This is a genomic window from Paracoccus solventivorans (assembly GCF_900142875.1).
GTDB classification, from domain to species: Bacteria; Pseudomonadota; Alphaproteobacteria; order Rhodobacterales; family Rhodobacteraceae; genus Paracoccus; species Paracoccus solventivorans.
Genome location: NZ_FRCK01000001.1, coordinates 13,381 through 28,820 on the forward strand (window position 1 = coordinate 13,381; position 15,440 = coordinate 28,820).

General features: G+C 68.6%; 18 protein-coding genes. 12 read left to right on the forward strand and 6 right to left on the reverse strand.

What is annotated here, in order from left to right; genetic code table 11:
* Window positions 1-13: 13 nt before the first annotated feature.
* The gene (locus BUB57_RS00060) at window positions 14-433 is read right to left on the reverse strand and encodes a hypothetical protein (protein ID WP_200796383.1); all 420 of its coding nucleotides are present in this window, start codon (window positions 431-433) and stop codon (window positions 14-16) included.
* A gap of 142 nt (window positions 434-575) precedes the next feature.
* On the opposite strand from BUB57_RS00060, the gene BUB57_RS00065 reads away from it, so the two are divergent.
* The 4 genes from BUB57_RS00065 (at window position 576) to BUB57_RS00080 (ending at window position 3,539) form a co-directional block, all read left to right on the forward strand.
* On the forward strand, window positions 576-1,502 hold the full coding sequence (locus tag BUB57_RS00065) for a VOC family protein (protein WP_073060082.1): 927 nt from the start codon (window positions 576-578) through the stop codon (window positions 1,500-1,502).
* A gap of 229 nt (window positions 1,503-1,731) precedes the next feature.
* Complete coding sequence (locus BUB57_RS00070) at window positions 1,732-2,127, forward strand: alpha/beta hydrolase (protein ID WP_327082955.1); 396 nt, start codon at window positions 1,732-1,734, stop codon at window positions 2,125-2,127.
* A 37-nt stretch (window positions 2,128-2,164) separates the two neighbouring features.
* Entirely contained in the window at window positions 2,165-2,545 is a 381-nt protein-coding gene (locus BUB57_RS00075) for a DoxX family protein (protein ID WP_073060085.1), read from the forward strand.
* A 94-nt stretch (window positions 2,546-2,639) separates the two neighbouring features.
* Window positions 2,640-3,539, forward strand: a complete 900-nt coding sequence (locus BUB57_RS00080; protein WP_073060087.1) for a LysR family transcriptional regulator — start codon at window positions 2,640-2,642, stop codon at window positions 3,537-3,539.
* A gap of 33 nt (window positions 3,540-3,572) precedes the next feature.
* Here BUB57_RS00080 and BUB57_RS00085 read toward each other — a convergent pair whose 3' ends face one another.
* Window positions 3,573-4,133, reverse strand: a complete 561-nt coding sequence (locus BUB57_RS00085; RefSeq protein ID WP_143159548.1) for a DNA-3-methyladenine glycosylase — start codon at window positions 4,131-4,133, stop codon at window positions 3,573-3,575.
* Window positions 4,134-4,415: 282 nt separating this feature from the next.
* On the opposite strand from BUB57_RS00085, the gene BUB57_RS00090 reads away from it, so the two are divergent.
* Complete coding sequence (locus tag BUB57_RS00090) at window positions 4,416-5,132, forward strand: SAM-dependent methyltransferase (RefSeq protein ID WP_073060090.1); 717 nt, start codon at window positions 4,416-4,418, stop codon at window positions 5,130-5,132.
* Between the two features lie 7 nt (window positions 5,133-5,139).
* Here BUB57_RS00090 and rnd read toward each other — a convergent pair whose 3' ends face one another.
* The gene (rnd, locus tag BUB57_RS00095; RefSeq protein ID WP_073060093.1) at window positions 5,140-6,321 is read right to left on the reverse strand and encodes a ribonuclease D; all 1,182 of its coding nucleotides are present in this window, start codon (window positions 6,319-6,321) and stop codon (window positions 5,140-5,142) included.
* 174 nt (window positions 6,322-6,495) lie between these two features.
* Here rnd and BUB57_RS00100 point away from each other — a divergent pair, with 174 nt between their 5' ends.
* The 6 genes from BUB57_RS00100 to BUB57_RS00125 all read left to right on the forward strand — a co-directional run bounded on the left by BUB57_RS00100 (window position 6,496) and on the right by BUB57_RS00125 (window position 11,402).
* Window positions 6,496-7,155, forward strand: coding sequence for a glutathione S-transferase family protein (locus tag BUB57_RS00100; protein ID WP_073060096.1), 660 nt, complete (start codon window positions 6,496-6,498; stop codon window positions 7,153-7,155).
* A gap of 67 nt (window positions 7,156-7,222) precedes the next feature.
* Window positions 7,223-7,468 (forward strand): hypothetical protein, encoded by a 246-nt coding sequence (locus tag BUB57_RS00105; RefSeq protein WP_073060099.1) that lies wholly within the window; start codon window positions 7,223-7,225, stop codon window positions 7,466-7,468.
* A 12-nt stretch (window positions 7,469-7,480) separates the two neighbouring features.
* A complete protein-coding gene (locus BUB57_RS00110) occupies window positions 7,481-7,858 on the forward strand; it encodes a type II toxin-antitoxin system death-on-curing family toxin (protein WP_084731874.1) in 378 nt (125 codons plus the stop codon).
* 89 nt (window positions 7,859-7,947) lie between these two features.
* Window positions 7,948-9,912 carry a DNA topoisomerase IV subunit B gene (parE, locus tag BUB57_RS00115; protein ID WP_073060103.1) on the forward strand — a complete coding sequence of 655 codons (1,965 nt, stop codon included), beginning with the start codon at window positions 7,948-7,950 and terminating at the stop codon, window positions 9,910-9,912.
* Entirely contained in the window at window positions 9,905-10,708 is an 804-nt protein-coding gene (locus tag BUB57_RS16385; RefSeq protein ID WP_143159549.1) for a hypothetical protein, read from the forward strand. The genes parE and BUB57_RS16385 overlap by 8 nt, the downstream gene beginning before the upstream one ends.
* Window positions 10,701-11,402 carry a gamma-glutamylcyclotransferase gene (locus BUB57_RS00125; RefSeq protein WP_159435535.1) on the forward strand — a complete coding sequence of 234 codons (702 nt, stop codon included), beginning with the start codon at window positions 10,701-10,703 and terminating at the stop codon, window positions 11,400-11,402. Before BUB57_RS16385 ends, BUB57_RS00125 begins: the two co-directional genes overlap by 8 nt.
* A 4-nt stretch (window positions 11,403-11,406) precedes the next feature.
* On the opposite strand, the gene BUB57_RS00130 is transcribed toward BUB57_RS00125, so the two are convergent.
* The 3 genes from BUB57_RS00130 to BUB57_RS00140 all read right to left on the reverse strand — a co-directional run bounded on the left by BUB57_RS00130 (window position 11,407) and on the right by BUB57_RS00140 (window position 13,872).
* Complete coding sequence (locus tag BUB57_RS00130; protein ID WP_073060108.1) at window positions 11,407-11,811, reverse strand: c-type cytochrome; 405 nt, start codon at window positions 11,809-11,811, stop codon at window positions 11,407-11,409.
* An 83-nt stretch (window positions 11,812-11,894) separates the two neighbouring features.
* Entirely contained in the window at window positions 11,895-12,554 is a 660-nt protein-coding gene (locus tag BUB57_RS00135; protein ID WP_073060110.1) for an ABC transporter ATP-binding protein, read from the reverse strand.
* The gene (locus BUB57_RS00140; protein ID WP_407670315.1) at window positions 12,547-13,872 is read right to left on the reverse strand and encodes an ABC transporter permease; all 1,326 of its coding nucleotides are present in this window, start codon (window positions 13,870-13,872) and stop codon (window positions 12,547-12,549) included. The genes BUB57_RS00135 and BUB57_RS00140 overlap by 8 nt, the downstream gene beginning before the upstream one ends.
* A 179-nt stretch (window positions 13,873-14,051) precedes the next feature.
* Between BUB57_RS00140 and radA the strand changes: the two genes are divergently transcribed.
* Complete coding sequence (gene radA / locus BUB57_RS00145) at window positions 14,052-15,416, forward strand: DNA repair protein RadA (RefSeq protein WP_073060114.1); 1,365 nt, start codon at window positions 14,052-14,054, stop codon at window positions 15,414-15,416.
* The last annotated feature ends 24 nt before the right edge of the window (window positions 15,417-15,440 follow it).

Here is a 15,440-nt window from a genome sequence, read left to right on the forward strand (position 1 = left end):
CCCGCCTGCCGGATCAGCCGCGCGCGGCTGCGTGGATCGCCACCACCTCGGTCGCCCCGCGCAGCCGCGGGCGGTCGCCCTCGGCCGCCGCCAGCGGCTGAGCCGGACGCAGCCCGCGATGCGAGCGGGACGCAAGCTCCTGATACTCGCGGGTATTCAGCGCCATCCAGGCGATTTCCTCCTCCGTAACCTCGCGGCGGACCGCAGCCGGCGTGCCGGCCAGCAGCTGCCGCGGCGCCCCCCGAAACCCCGCCCGGACGAAAGAATTGGCGGCGACGATGCGGTCGGGCCCCAGCACCGCCCCGTCCATCACCACTGCGTTCATGCCGACCAGCGTGTCCCGGCCCACCACGCAGGAATGCAGGATCGCGCCATGCCCGACATGGCCGCCCTCTTCCACCACCGTGTCCATGTCGACATAGCCGTGCATCATGCAATGGTCCTGCTCGCCCCCGCCGCCGCCGCCGCCCATTGTTGCGATTATCGCAACAACCAATGCCGGATTATGGATATTCTCCCGGCCTCGCCCCGCCTCTATCTCACTTGCAACGAAATCAGGCAAAGGCGGACGCATCATGCTGACCGAGATCAAGGGCCTGCATCACGTCACCTCGATGGCGGCGGATGCGCAGGAAAACAACGACTTCTTCACCCGCACCCTCGGGCTGCGGCGGGTCAAGAAGACAGTGAACTTCGACGCGCCCGACGTCTATCACCTGTATTACGGCGACGAGACCGGCACCCCCGGCACGGTGATGACCTATTTCCCGTTTCCGCATATCGCCCGCGGCCGTCCCGGCACCGGCGAGGTGTCCGAGACGCTGTTCTCGGTCCCCTCGGGCTCGCTGGGCTACTGGAAGCAGCGGCTGGCGGCGCAGGGCGTCGGCGGGCTGCGCGAATACGACGGTTTCGGCGAAACCCGGCTGGGGTTCCGCGGCCCGGACGGCGACGGCTTCGCGCTGGTCGAGGTCGAGGGCGACCCCCGCCAGCCCTATGCCGGCCCGGTTCCGGCCAGCGAGGGGGTGCACGGGTTCCGCGGCGTCACCATGCGGCTGCGCGACGCCGGCGCCACGGCCGAGCTGCTGCGGTTCATGGGCTACCACGAGGCCGGCAAACAGGGCGCCACCATCCGCTTTGCCATCAATGGCAACGGCGCCGATTACATCGACATCGAGACGCTGGCAGTCGCCGAACCGGCCCGGCAGGGCGCGGGCTCGGTCCACCACGTCGCCTTTGCGGTCGAGGACCGCGCCGCGCAGCTGCGGGTGCGCAAGGCTCTGATGGACACCGGCTACCACGTCACCCCGGTGATCGATCGCGATTATTTCTGGGCGATCTATTTCCGCACCCCCGGCGGGGTGCTGTTCGAGATCGCCACCAACGAACCCGGCTTCGACCGGGACGAGGATACCGCCCATCTGGGCGAGGCGCTGAAGCTGCCCGCGCAGCACGCGCATCTGCGCAGCCAGCTGGAACGCTTCCTGCCCGAAATCAGGGACTGACGAGACCAGGGACTGACATGGCCACCCAGCTTTACCATCATTTCGCCCGGCCCGGCGGCCCGGGGGCGCCGCTGGTCCTTGCCTTCCACGGCACCGGCGGGGACGAACACCAGTCACCGCGCTGATCGGGCAGATCCTGCCCGAGGCCGCGATCGTCGCCCCCCGCGGCGATGTGTCGGAACAGGGCGCCAGCCGGTTTTTCCGCCGCACCGCCGAAGGGGTCTACGACATGCCGGACCTCGCCGCCCGCACGCAGCGGATGACCGCATTCCTGCGCGCGCATCGGGACGCGAACGCGGGGCGGGCGGTCCTTGCGCTGGGGTATTCCAACGGCGCCAACATCCTCGCCTCGGTCCTGTTCGGCGCGCCCGAGCTGTTCGACCGGGTGGTGCTGATGCACCCGCTGATCCCCTGGACCCCCGCCGACCAGCCGGGGCTGAAGGGCAGGCAGCTGCTGCTGACCGCCGGGCGGCGCGACCCGATCTGCCCCCTGCCCCGGACGCAGGCGCTGGCCGACTGGCTGGCCGCGCAGGGTGCAAGGACCGAGCTTGCCCTGCACGACGGCGGCCACGAGATCGCGCCCGCCGAGCTGGGCCGGATCGCGGATTTCCTGCGCCGCGCCTGATTTTTCACCAGACATCGACAAACCGAAGGACGAACCGATGACCATGCTCAAACCCTACCAACCCTATCTGCACAGCCTGCTGCGCGCCATCGCCGGGCTGGTGATCTTCAGCTACGGCACCCAGAAGATCCTGGGCTTTCCGGCGTCGGGCGCCATGCCGCCCGCAGGCTCGCTGTCCTGGATCGCCGGGGTGCTGGAACTGACCCTGGGCTTTCTGGTGATGATCGGGCTGTGGACCCGGCTGTCGGCCTTTGTGCTGTCGGGGCTGATGGCGTTCGCGTATTTCATCGCCCATGCGCCGCAGGGTTTCTATCCGGCGCAGAACGGCGGGGTGGCGGCGATCCTGTTCTGCTTCGTCTTCCTGTATCTGGCGTCGGCGGGCGCGGGCCCGGTGGCGCTGGACGCCAAGCGCGCCTGATCCGGCAGGCGGCGGCCCACCCGGGGCCGCCGATTACACCCAGCCGCCGCTGCAAGCTTGCGCAGACTGTTGCGCGTGCCGTAACGGTCGGGGCATGGGCGAACTCGAATCCATCCGGGTGTTCCTGGCCGTCGCGGAACAGGAAAGCTTTGCCGGGGCCGGGCGCCAGCTGGGGCTGACCCCGGCCTCGGTCACTCGCACCATCGCGGCGCTGGAACAGCGGCTGGGGGTGCAGCTGCTGGTGCGCACCACGCGGCAGGTGGCGCTGACCGCGGCGGGCGCGGTCTATGCCGCGCGGGTGGCGCCGTTGGCAAAGGGTCTGGCCGAGGCGGCCGAGGACACGCGCGAGGCACAGGGCATCGCCTCGGGGCGGATCCGGGTCAGCGCCCCGATCTCGCTGGGGCTCAAGGTGCTGCCGGCAGTGCTGTCGCAATTCGCCGCGCTTTACCCCGACACCCATGTGGCGCTGTCGCTGTCGGACGGTTTCGTCGACATCGTGGAGGGGGATTACGACCTGGCGATCCGCATCTCGGGGCCGCCGGGCGACAAGTCGACCATCTGGCGCAAGGTGTGCCCGGTGCCGCGGCTGCTGGTCGCCGCCCCGGGCTATCTGGCCCGCAACGGCACCCCGCAAACCCCCGAGGATCTGTCGCGCTTCAGCTGCCTCAGCTACGGCCCCGAGGCGCGGACCGAGGTGTGGGAGCTGTCGCGCGGCCCCGGCCGCCGCGCGCACAAGGCGCGGGGCCGGTTCAGCACCGACAACGGCGACCTGCTGGCCCGGCTGGTCTTGCAGGGCGAGGGCATCGCGCTGCTGCCGCGCTTCATGGTCGAGGAGGCGCTGGCCGCGGGCGAGCTGGCGCAGCTGCTGCCCGACTGGTCGGCGCCCTCGATCTGGCTGACGCTGTTCTATCCGCCCTACGAGCGGCTGCCGCTGCGGGTCGCCACGTTTTCCGATTTCTTCGAGACCTATGTGAAGGAAACCCGGCCGCTGTAGTGCCAGCCGCGGCACCGGTTTCCGGCCTGACCTTCAACCCAAGCGCGGGAATGGCCGGCTCAGCCCCTCGGCGCCGGCCAGGCCGAAGCGCCAGGGCAGGTCCTCCGCCCGGCTGATGCCGATGCGGGGTCCGACCAGCAGCTTGGGGGACGCCAGCGGCAGGGTGATCGAGAAGTCCCCGCCGTCGAAGGGCGCGCCATCGTCGTCCATGTCCAGCCCCAGCGCCTGCGCCAGCCGCCCGGGGCCGCTGCACAACGGCCCACGGCCCCGTCGCGCCTGCATGAGCTCGATGCCGGTGCCCGGGGCCAGCGCCCGGATCAGCACCGCCTCGCCCGCCTGCGCCACCACGTTGAGGCAAAGATGGATCCCGTAGGACCGATACACATAGGCATGGCCCGCCGGTCCGAACATCGACGCATTCCGCGGCGTCGGCCCGCGAAAACTGTGCGAGGCCGGATCGTCGCGGCCGTAAGCCTCGGTCTCGATGATGATGCCGCCGGCGCCGCGGACGACAAGCCGCGCCCCGATCAGTCGCCGCGCCAGCGCAACCGCGTCCAGGCCGGCAATCTGCTGTGGGAAGGAACTGTCGGGCACGGCCGCAAACTGTCCGAAATCGGGGCTTCCTTCAAGAGGCACAGCCGGGGGGGAAGAATGTGGTGATCCTCGTTGCCGGCAGCTCGAAAGTCGTCATCGGCTCGACCAGCTCGTTCACCTACGGCTTGCCGGACTAGCATCCGCCGGCCAAAGCTGCACGCGACGCGATCAGCACCGCTGTCAACAGCCTATCCGACGCAGGCCCGCGGCTTGCACCTGCCGCCCCTTCCCTGCCAGACTGCGCGCAATCCACGGAACGATCCCACGGCAAAGCGGACCGATATGAAGACATCGCGGTTTTTCATCGTCAACGCCGGCGCGGGGGCGCATCACAACATCACGCTGCGGGGCTACCGGATCCTGCAACAGGCGGATCTGGTCATCGCCTCGGACAGCCAGCGCAAGCGCTTTGCCGACGAGCTGGCCGGCAAGCAGGTGATCGACGGCGGCCATGGGCTGTTCGACGATCTCGCCCTGCGCCGTCTCGACCCCGATGAGGCGGCAAGGCAGCAGGATGCGATCCGCCAGCGGATCGAGGCCGCCCATGCGGCGGGGCAGACCATCGTCCTGCTCGAATCCGGCGATGCGGCGCTGTTCAGCCCCTATCGCGGCTATCTGACCGCGTTCCGCCACCTGCAGCCGGAACTGATCCCGGGCGTGTCCAGCTTCAACGCCGGCAATGCGGCGCTGGCGCAGTCGCTGCTGCATGACCAGAACCAGCGCCTGCAGCTGAGCGGGCTTGCCGCCTTCATGGAGGCCGGCCGCGACTGCCTGCCCGACAGCTGGGTGCTGTTCTGCATGGGACTCGACCTGCCGCGGCTGATCGCCAAGGCGCGCGAGCTTTACCCCGCCGACACGGCAATGGCGCTGGTGCTGAACGCGGGCTATCCCGACTGCGAGGTGATCCGGTGCAGCGTGGGCGATCTGGACCGGCTCGCGGACCGCGAGATCGCCTTTCCCTATTGCCTGATCTACATCGGGCTCGACGACCGAAGCTGAGCCCGGTTCAGCCCACCGGCACCACCAGCACCGCGCCGCCGCGCGCCGACAGGGCAATCCGCCCTTGGGTCAGCAGCAGCGCCTCGTTGCCGAAGACCTCGGCGCGCCAGCCCGACAGCGCTGGCACGTCGCGCACCCCGGATGCGATCGCATCCAGATCGGAAGCCGAGGCGATCAGCTTGGGCGCCACCCCGGCCGCGTCGGCCTTGGCCTGCAGCAGCACCCGCAGCAGCTGCGACAGCGCCGCATTGCCGGGCAGGCCGGGCTGGTCGGGAACGGGCTTGGGCAGATCGCTGGTCTCGACCCCGGCCTTGATCGCGGCCAGGATCCCCTGCGCGATCTCGCCCCGCCGCGCCTCGCGCAGCAGCAGCCGCGACTTGCCCAGATCCTCGTCCGTCAGCGGCTTGGCCGAGGCCAGCTCGATCAGCGCATCGTCCTTGAACACGCGCGAGCGCGGCACGTCCCGGGTCTGGGCGTAGGTTTCGCGGAACCGGGCCAGTTCGCGCACCACCGCCAGGAACCGCGGCGAGCCCGAGCGCGTGCGCACCCGCGCCCAGGCCTCGTCCGGGCGGGTGATATAGGTTTCGGGATCGACCAGCGCCGCGGCCTCTTCCGCCACCCAAGATTCGCGCCCGGTCTTTTTCAGCTGGGCCGACAGATATTCATAGATCGCCCGCAGATGGGTGACGTCGGCCAGCGCATATTCCGCCTGCGCCTGCGTCAGCGGCCGGCGCGACCAATCGGTAAAGCGCGAGGACTTGTCCAGCGGCTGCCGGACGATGCGCTTGACCAGCGTCTCGTATCCCGCCTGCTCGCCAAAGCCGCAGACCATCGCCGCGACCTGGGTGTCGAACAGCGGGTCGGGAAACACCCCGGCATCGTGGAAGAAGATTTCCAGATCCTGCCGCGCGGCGTGGAAGACCTTGACCGTGGCGGTGTGGCGGAACAGGTCGTAAAGCGGCTCGAGCGACAGCCCCTCGGCCATGGGGTCGACCAGCACCGCCGGCCCCCCTGCCGCCTTGGGCCCCGAGGCCGGCGGCAGCGCCATCTGGACCAGGCACAGCCGGGAATAATAGGTCCGTTCACGCAGGAACTCGGTATCCAGCGTGACATAGGGTTGCGCCTTGGCGAGTTCGCAGAACGCAGCAAGTTCGTCGGTCGTGGTGATGATGCGCGGTTCTGCGGCCATCGTTTTCCTCGGGGTGGGCGGGTCATCCGCCGGTGGACATGCGCCGTGCTCTATGCCGATCCGGCGCCGGATTCCAGCAGGTGTTTCCGACAGCTTGCGCAAGGGCCCTGAAGGACGGTTGACGGCGGCAACCGCGCGGCGTTGCATGAAGGCCCATCGCAGACGAGGCCCTTCATGCTGACCATCCACGGCGTCACCCGCTCGCGCGCCTCGCGCGTCGTCTGGCTTTGCCACGAGCTCGGCCTGCCCTTCCGGCAGGTGCCGGTGATCCAGGCCTATCGGCTGGGCAACCCGCAGGCGCCGGGTGCGGCCCTGAACACCCGCTCGCCCGCGTTCCTGGCGCTGTCGCCCGCCGGCACCATTCCGGTGATCGAGGATGACGGGCTGGTGCTGTCGGAATCGCTGGCCTGCACGCTGTATCTGGCGCGCAAGCACGGCGGGCCGCTGGCGCCCGCGGATGCCGACGAAGATGCGCTGATGCTGCAATGGTCGCTTTACGCCGCGACCACGATCGAGCCCGAGTCGCTGACCATCCAGATGCTGCACCGCCCCGGCCAGTCCCAACCGGCCGAGAACGCCACCTTGGTCGCCGACGCCGCGGAGCGGCTGGTCCGGCCGATGAAGGTGCTGGAGGATCGCCTGTCCCGCCACACCCATCTGGTCGGCGACCGCTTCACCGTCGCCGATCTGAACGTCGCGGAAATCCTGCGCTATGCACAGGGCTACGGCGCGCTGATGCAGCAGTTCCCGGCAGTGCAGGCGTGGCTGTCCGCCTGCCAGACCCGCGACGGCTTTCGGCAGATGTGGGCCGCGCGCGAGGCCGAGGCCCCCTGAGCCCTGCCATTGAAATGCTCACTGCAATATGCAATATAAAGGACACAACCCTGCCGGAGTGCCCGCCATGACCCGCCTGCTGACCAACCACATCGCCACGATCACCGAGCTGCGCGAGCCGCACAAGGTGCTGGAACGCTCGGGCGGCAAGCCGGTGGCGATCCTGCGCAATTCGGCGGTGGTGGGGTATCTGGTGCCCGAGGCCGCAACGGTCTCCGATGCCCGGTATGCAACCGAGGACGAGTTCATGCGCGCCTTTGAGGACACGCGCACCGAGGCGCAGCCTGTGCTCGACTATCTCCGCGACAAGTAAGGCTTCTGTCGCATGGACTGGATGCTGATCCCGGCCGAGCTGGTCGAGAAGGCGCATGACCTCGTGCTCAATCCCGGGGAATTGCAGGGGCGCGCGCGGGACAAGTCGCTGGAAGGTGCCTTGTCCCGCGTGGAAAATCGCGTGCATTACGGGTTGGTGCAGGATGTCTATGATCTTGCGGCCGCCTATGCTGCGGCGATTGCCCAGGGGCATTGCTTCAACGATGCCAACAAGCGCACCGCCTATCGCATCATGATCATGGCGCTGCGGCTGAATGGCGGCAGCAGCCCTCGCGCCTCCACCGAAGACATCGGCCAGCAGATCATCGCCCTCGCCCAGGGCCTCATCGACGACGGCCATCTGGCGGACTGGCTGCGCGACCGGGCTTGACGCCACGTCCCGCGCCTCCGGCAGCGGCGGGTTGCCCCGCCCTGCCCCGTCGTGGCATGACGCCCCATAATCACGAGCAGGCAGATCCGATGTCCGACGACCTTCTTTCGGGTGCGCAAGCCGCCTCCGACAGCTATTCCGCCGCCTCGATCGAGGTGCTCGAGGGGCTCGAGCCCGTCCGCAAGCGCCCCGGCATGTATATCGGCGGCACGGACGAACGCGCGCTGCACCATCTGGTCGCGGAAATCCTCGACAACGCCATGGACGAGGCCGTCGCCGGCCACGCCAGCCGCATCGAGGTCGAGCTGCACGGCGACGGCAGCGTCACCGTGCGCGACAACGGCCGCGGCATCCCCATCGACCCGCACCCGAAGTTCCCCGGCAAGTCGGCGCTGGAAGTGATCCTGTGCACGCTGCACGCCGGCGGCAAGTTCTCCGAAGGCGCGTACCAGACCTCGGGCGGGCTGCACGGGGTCGGCGCCTCGGTGGTGAACGCGCTGTCGGACCGCATGGTGGTCGAGGTCGCCCGCAACCGCGAGTTGTGGCGGCAAGGCTTCAGCCGCGGCATCCCGCAGGGGCCGGTGGAAAAGATCGGCCCCGCCCCGAACCGCCGCGGCACCACCGTGATCTTTCATCCCGACGAGCAGATCTTCGGCCACCACCGGCTGAAGCCCGCGCGGATGATGCGGATGGTCAAGTCCAAGGCCTATCTGCATTCCGGCGTCGAGATCCGCTGGAAGACCGAGATCGACGACGGCGAAACCCCGCTGGAGGCGACCTTCCATTTCCCCGGCGGGCTGGCCGATTACCTGTCCGAACAGCTTGGCACCGCCACCACCTATGCCGAGCGTCCCTTTGCCGGCGCCGTCGAGTTCCGCGAGCGTTTCAACGTTCCCGGCAAGGTCGAATGGGCGATCAACTGGACGCCCTCGCGCGACGGCTTCATCCAGTCCTATTGCAACACCGTGCCGACGCCCGAGGGCGGAACACATGAGGCCGGGTTCTGGACCGCCATCCTCAAGGGCATCCGCGCCTATGGCGAGCTGACCAAGAACCGCAAGGCCGAAAACATCACCCGCGACGACCTGCTGACCGGCGGCTGCGCGCTGGTGTCGTGCTTCATCTCGGAACCCGAATTCGTCGGCCAGACCAAGGACCGGCTGGCCACCGCCGAGGCCGCGCGGCTGGTCGAGGGCGCGGTGCGAGATCATTTCGACAACTGGCTGGCCGCCGACACCAAATCCGCCGGCGCGATCCTCGATTTCCTGGTGCTGCGGGCCGAGGAGCGGCTGCGCCGTCGCCAGGAAAAGGAAACCGCCCGCAAATCCGCCACCCGCAAGCTGCGGCTGCCGGGCAAGCTGGTGGATTGCTCGGGCAACACCCGCAAGGGCACCGAGCTGTTCATCGTCGAAGGCGACAGCGCCGGCGGCTCGGCCAAGTCGGCGCGCGAACGCACCACCCAGGCAATCATGCCGATCCGCGGCAAGATCCTGAACGTGCTGGGCGCCTCGTCCTCCAAGATGGGACAGAACCAGGAAATCGCAGATCTGTGTCAGGCGCTTGGGGTGGGCATGGGCTCGCGCTTCAACGTCGATGACCTGCGCTACGACAAGATCATCATCATGACCGACGCCGACGTGGACGGCGCCCATATCGCCAGCCTGCTGATGACCTTCTTCTTTACCCAGATGCGGCCGCTGATCGACAAGGGGCACCTGTATCTGGCCTGCCCGCCGCTTTACCGCCTGACCCAAGGCGCGCGCCGGGTCTATGTCGCCGACGATGCCGAGAAAGAGGCGTGGCTGGCCAAGGGCCTGGGCGGCAAGGGCAAGATCGACGTGCAGCGCTTCAAGGGCCTGGGCGAGATGGACGCCAAGGACCTCAAGGAAACCACGATGAACCCGGCCAGCCGCAAGCTGATCCGGGTCAGCATCGACGACGACGAGGGCGGCGAGACCGCCGATCTGGTCGAGCGGCTGATGGGCAAGAAACCCGAGCTGCGTTTCCAGTATATCCAGGAAAACGCCCAGTTCGCCGAGGATCTGGATGTTTAGCGATGAGCCAGTTGCCGTTCAAATTGATGACTATTTCATCATTGAACGGGGTGGAATTACATTTATGGCCCGTCATCCGCTCCTTGTCGACCTTGCGTGCGACTTGGCTCGAGGGCTTCCACCCGACATCCCGTTGCGCGGGACGGTTGCTGTAGGAATACACAACTTTCGCCCGAGGAACATCAAAGGCCCGCTCATCGGAATTCAAACAGAACATTACCTTGACGCGAACAGGCAAGAAATGTTCCGGACTGTGAGCAACTGGAAGAAGAAAAAATTTCTGTGGCGCTTCGACTACATATTGGATATCTCGCTCCACAATCCTTATGCGTACAAATTTTTCTGGCCAAGAAAACATAAGAAGCTGTTTTTTGGTCCTTATATATTTCCTGCATCACCCGTGAGACGATCAAAGCAAGGGAGCGGCGTAGCTTTTATCGGCGCAATAAATGAGCGCCGGAAGCAAATACTCAGCTCCCTAAACGACGTCACTATAATCGCCCCCAACACTTGGGGAATGGATCTGCATCGCATACTCCAAGATTCGGAAGCGGTTCTGAACATCCATTACATCGACAGCGTGGTGACCGAGGCGCCGCGGCTGCTGAAAGCCTATCTCGCCGGCAAGCCCGTGGTCTCCGAAGCTCTGGCCGAGCCCGTCGAGATGGGACGCCACGCAATCCCGCTTGGCGAAGATTACGATGCGGCACGGCTGGATGCGGTGTTCGACGCCTTCGATCACGAGATCGCCCGCAAGTTCCGCTTCGTCGACTTCCTGGAAAAAACCCTTGCATGACGCCCCGCCCCGCAAGCCCTCGATCGCCCTGACCGCCGCCCATGTCGCCCGGGTCGCGCCGGGGGACGGGCCGCTGCATACGCCCGGCTGGCGGATGCTCGAGGATCACGACCTCGACCTGCTGGCCGAGCGGCTGACCCGCGACCGGCCGCGGCCGATCCCGGTGTTTGCCTATGGCTCGCTGATCTGGAACCCCGGCTTCGCGGTGCAGGCGCGGCGGCGGGCGACGGCGGTGGGCTGGCATCGCAGCTTTTCCATCTCGCTCGACCATTTCCGCGGCTCGCCGGACCGGCCGGGGCTGATGCTGGCGCTGGCCGCGGGTGGGCGATGCGAGGGGGTGCTGCTGGACATCGCCCAAGGCTCCGAGCAGCAATCCCTGCGCGCGATCCTGCGGCGCGAACTGGTGGCGCATGAGCTGGCCGCCAACGCCGCCTGGATCGACGTGGAAACCGAGGCCGGCCGCGGCCAGGCGCTGACCTTCTACGCCGGCCCGGTCGGCACGCAGCTGGCGATGCTGTCGGTCGAGGAACAGGCCCGCCGGCTGGCGCGCGCCGCCGGCGCCGCCGGGACGGGGGCCGAATACCTGCTGCGCACCGTGCACGGGCTGGCCGAACACGGCATCCACGATCCCTATATCTGGCGGCTGCAACAGCTGGTGGCCGAGGAAATCGACGCCCTCGGCCCATCGGCCTAGACGGTTACTGCTGCAACCGTTCCAGATGCTCGGTCAGCGCGACCAGCCGCGCCGGCGTCGGGGTCGGCACCCCGTCGCCGGCGTCGAACAGCACCGTCGGCCCCTCGCGCAGTTCCTGCCCGAACTGGGGCATGGAGCTGTCGCTCATCCCCATGGTATAGCCGTCGATGCGGTTCATCACCCGCAGCCGCGGGAAGCTGCCGCCGTTGTCCCGCGCCAGCAGCGTCAGGTCGGTGGCCGGCGGGCGCAGCCCCCGTGCCGCCGGGCCGTCGCCCTTGCCCCCCGCGCCGTGGCACGAGGCGCAGAACTGCGCGTAATCCGCCGCGCCGGTGTCGGGCACCGGGGGCGTGCAGGCGGCCAGCGCCGCGCAGGCGCCCAGCACGGCCAGCGAAGTCAGGGCAAGTTTCATCCGCGATCCCTCGTTTTGACCGCAAGTGTCGCAAGCCCCGCCGCCGACGGCAAGGGGCTTGGCCCACGGCGGGCGGAAAAGCGTCAGCCCAGCCGGAACACCCGGTCCATGCGCGAAGCCAGCTCCAGGTTGTGGGTGGCGATCAGCGCCGACAGCCCGGTTTCGCGCACCAGCGCCATCAGCATCCCGAACACCAGATCCGAGGTTCCGGGATCCAGGTTCCCCGTCGGCTCGTCCGCCAGCAGCAGCGAGGGCGCATTGGCCAGTGCCCGGCAGAACGCCACCCGCTGCTGTTCGCCCCCCGACAGCGCCGCCGGGCGGTGACCCGCGCGCGCCGACAGCCCCACGCGGTCGAGCAGCCCCCGCGCCCGTTCGCGCGCCGCCCGTTCCGGCACCCCGTTGGCCAGCTGCGGCAGCACGATGTTTTCCACCGCGGTGAACTCGGGCAGCAGGTGGTGGAACTGATAGACGAAGCCCAGTTCGCGCCGCCGCGCCTCGGTGCGCCTGCGGTCGGACAGCCCGGTCATGTCGCGCCCGTTCAGCACCACGCGCCCCGCGTCGGGGGTGTCCAGCAGCCCGGCGATATGCAGCAGCGTCGATTTCCCGGCGCCCGAGGGCGCGACCAGCGCCACCACCTCGCCGCGGGCGACCGACAGGTCCAGCCCGCGCAGCACCTCGACGGCGGCAGGGGTGCCGGGGTTGTAGGTCTTGGCGATCGCTTCCAGCCGCAGAACCTCATTCATAGCGCAGCGCCTCGACCGGGTTCATCCGTGCCGCGCGGCGGGCCGGAAAGATGGTGACGATGAAGGAAAGCGTCAGCGACAGCCCCACCGCGCGGGCGATGTCGATGCCGCGCAGCTCGGCCGGCAGGCGGTAGATGCCGCGCACGGACGGGTCCCACGCGCCCCCGCCCGACAGGTAGTTCACCCCGGCCATGATGCTGTCCACGTTCAGCGCCAGCGCCACCCCCAGCACCACCCCGGCCAGCGTGCCCAGCACCCCGGTAAAGGCGCCGCACAGGAAGAACACCCGCAGCACCGCGCCCTCGGTCAGGCCGATGGTGCGCAGGATGCCGATGTCGCGCCCCTTGTTCTTGACCAGCATGATCAGCCCCGAGGTGATGTTCATCGACGCGATCAGCACCAGCACCGACAGGATGACGAACATCACGTCATCCTCGATATCCAGCGCCGACAGGAACGCGCCCGAGGCGTCGCGCCAGGTCCAGACCATGCTGCCCGGCAGCGCCTCAAGCAACGCGGGCGTCAGCGCGTCGATTGCCTCGGGGGCGGCGGCAAAGACCTGGATCTCGTCCACCGCGCCCTCGCGGTTGAAATAAGACTGCGCCTCCTCCAGCGGCATGTAGATGCGGGTGCGGTCGATGTCGTAGCGCCCGGCCGAAAAGACATAGACGACCTTGTAGCTGCCGACCCGCGGCGTCACCCCGAACGGGGTCTGCGCGCCTTGCGGGGAAATCAGCTGCACCCTGTCGCCGACCCCCAGCCCCAGCTCGCGCGCCATGCCCGCGCCCACGGCCACGCCCTCGCCAAAGGCGGTGATGTCGCCATAGCCGGTGGCGGGGTCGGCCACGCGGGGAATGGCGGCCAGATCCTCGGCCGACAGCCCATAGACCTCGGCCACACCGGAACGGTCGCCGGCGCTGGCCATCACCTGCCCGCGCACCACCGGATCGGCGCGCAGCACCCCCGGCAGCGCCGCGACCCTTGCCGCCACCTCGGCGTAATCCTCGATCACCCCGGCGACGGTGTAGACCTCTTCGGTCAGCTCGTTCCGGATCTGGCTGGGCGGCAGATAGAGCGTCGAATGGGCGTTGGCGCCAAGGATCGTGTCCACGAACTCGGCCCGGAAACCGGAACGGACCGCCAGCGTGGCGATCAGCGCCATCACCCCCAGGGCGATGCCGATCAGGCTGATCCAGGTCATCACCGAGACCCCGCCCTCGGCCCGCCTTGCGCGCAGATAGCGCCAGGCGATCATGAACTCGTAACGCGAAAACGGACGCGGGTTTGCCAAGGGCCGACCTTTCCAAAATCTCGCCATGGAATGGCTGCCGCCGCCGCGCGATGCAAGCCGACAACCGCGTGAGTGCGCGCGCTCTTTCTTCATCATGAAATATCCCGCGGGATCGTCGTATACGACGATGGGGGCGCGAAGCCCCCGGCTCGCCTGCACGAACCCCGCGGCTTGCAGCCCGCCCGCCACGCTGCCACAACCGCGCCATGGCCAAGCCCATCACCTCGTTCACCTGCACCGCCTGCGGCGCCAGCCACCGCAAATGGGCGGGGCGTTGCGACGCCTGCGGCGAATGGAACTCGATCGTCGAGGAAGCGCCGCTTTCGCAGGGCCCCGGCCGCGGGCTGGGGGCGCAGCGCGGGCGCACCATCCCGCTGTCGGGCCTGTCCTCGACCGAGCCGCCGCCGCCGCGCACGCCCTCGGGGATCTCGGAACTCGACCGGGTGCTGGGGGGCGGGCTGGTGCCGGGCAGCGCGATCCTGGTCGGCGGCGATCCGGGGATCGGCAAATCGACGCTGATGCTGCAGGCCGCCGCCGCATTCGCCCGCGCGGGCAGCAACGCCGTCTATGTCAGCGGCGAAGAGGCCGGCGCCCAGCTGCGGATGCGGGCGCAGCGGCTGGGGCTGGCGGATGCGCCGGTCCGGCTGGGAACGGAAACCGCGCTGCGCGACATCCTGACCACTTTGGACGCCGAACGCCCCGACGTGGCGGTGATCGATTCGATCCAGACGCTGTGGTCCGACACGGTCGAGGCCGCGCCGGGCAGCGTCGGGCAGGTCCGCGCCGCCGCGCACGAGCTTGTGACCTTCGCCAAGCGCAGCGGCGTCGCGGTCATCATCGTCGGCCACGTCACCAAGGACGGCCAGATCGCCGGCCCCCGCGTGGTCGAGCACATGGTGGACACGGTGCTCTATTTCGAGGGCGAGCGCGGCCATCAGTTCCGCATCCTGCGCGCGGTCAAGAACCGCTTCGGCCCCTCGGGCGAGATCGGCGTGTTCGAGATGACCGGCGGCGGGCTTTCCGAGGTCGCCAACCCCTCGGCGCTGTTCCTGTCCGAGCGCGGCGAGCCGGTCGCCGGCAGCGCGGTTTTCGCGGGAATCGAGGGCACGCGCCCGGTGCTGACCGAAATCCAGGCGCTGGTCGCGCCCTCGACGCTGGCCGCACCCCGACGCACGGTGGTCGGGCTGGACAGCGGCCGCGTCAGCACCATCCTTGCGGTGCTCGAGGCCCGCTGCGGCATCCCCTTTGCCGGGCTGGACGTGTTCCTGAACGTGGCGGGGGGGATGCGGGTCGCGGAACCCGCCGCGGATCTCGCCATCGCCGCCGCGTTGCTGAGCGCGCGCGAGGATCACGCCCTGCCCGCCGATACCGTGCTTTTCGGCGAGATCAGCCTCTCTGGCGCGCTGCGCCCGGTGGGCCAGGCCGAAAACAGGTTGAAAGAGGCGCGGAAACTTGGTTTCTCACGCGCGATCCTGCCCGAGGTCCAGAAGGTCGAGGGCGGCGGCGGAATGGACCTGTCCCGGACCGCCGATCTGACGAGTTTCACGGGCGAGACCTTCGGCGCCGGATGACCGGGCCGGGCGACCGCTTCCGAT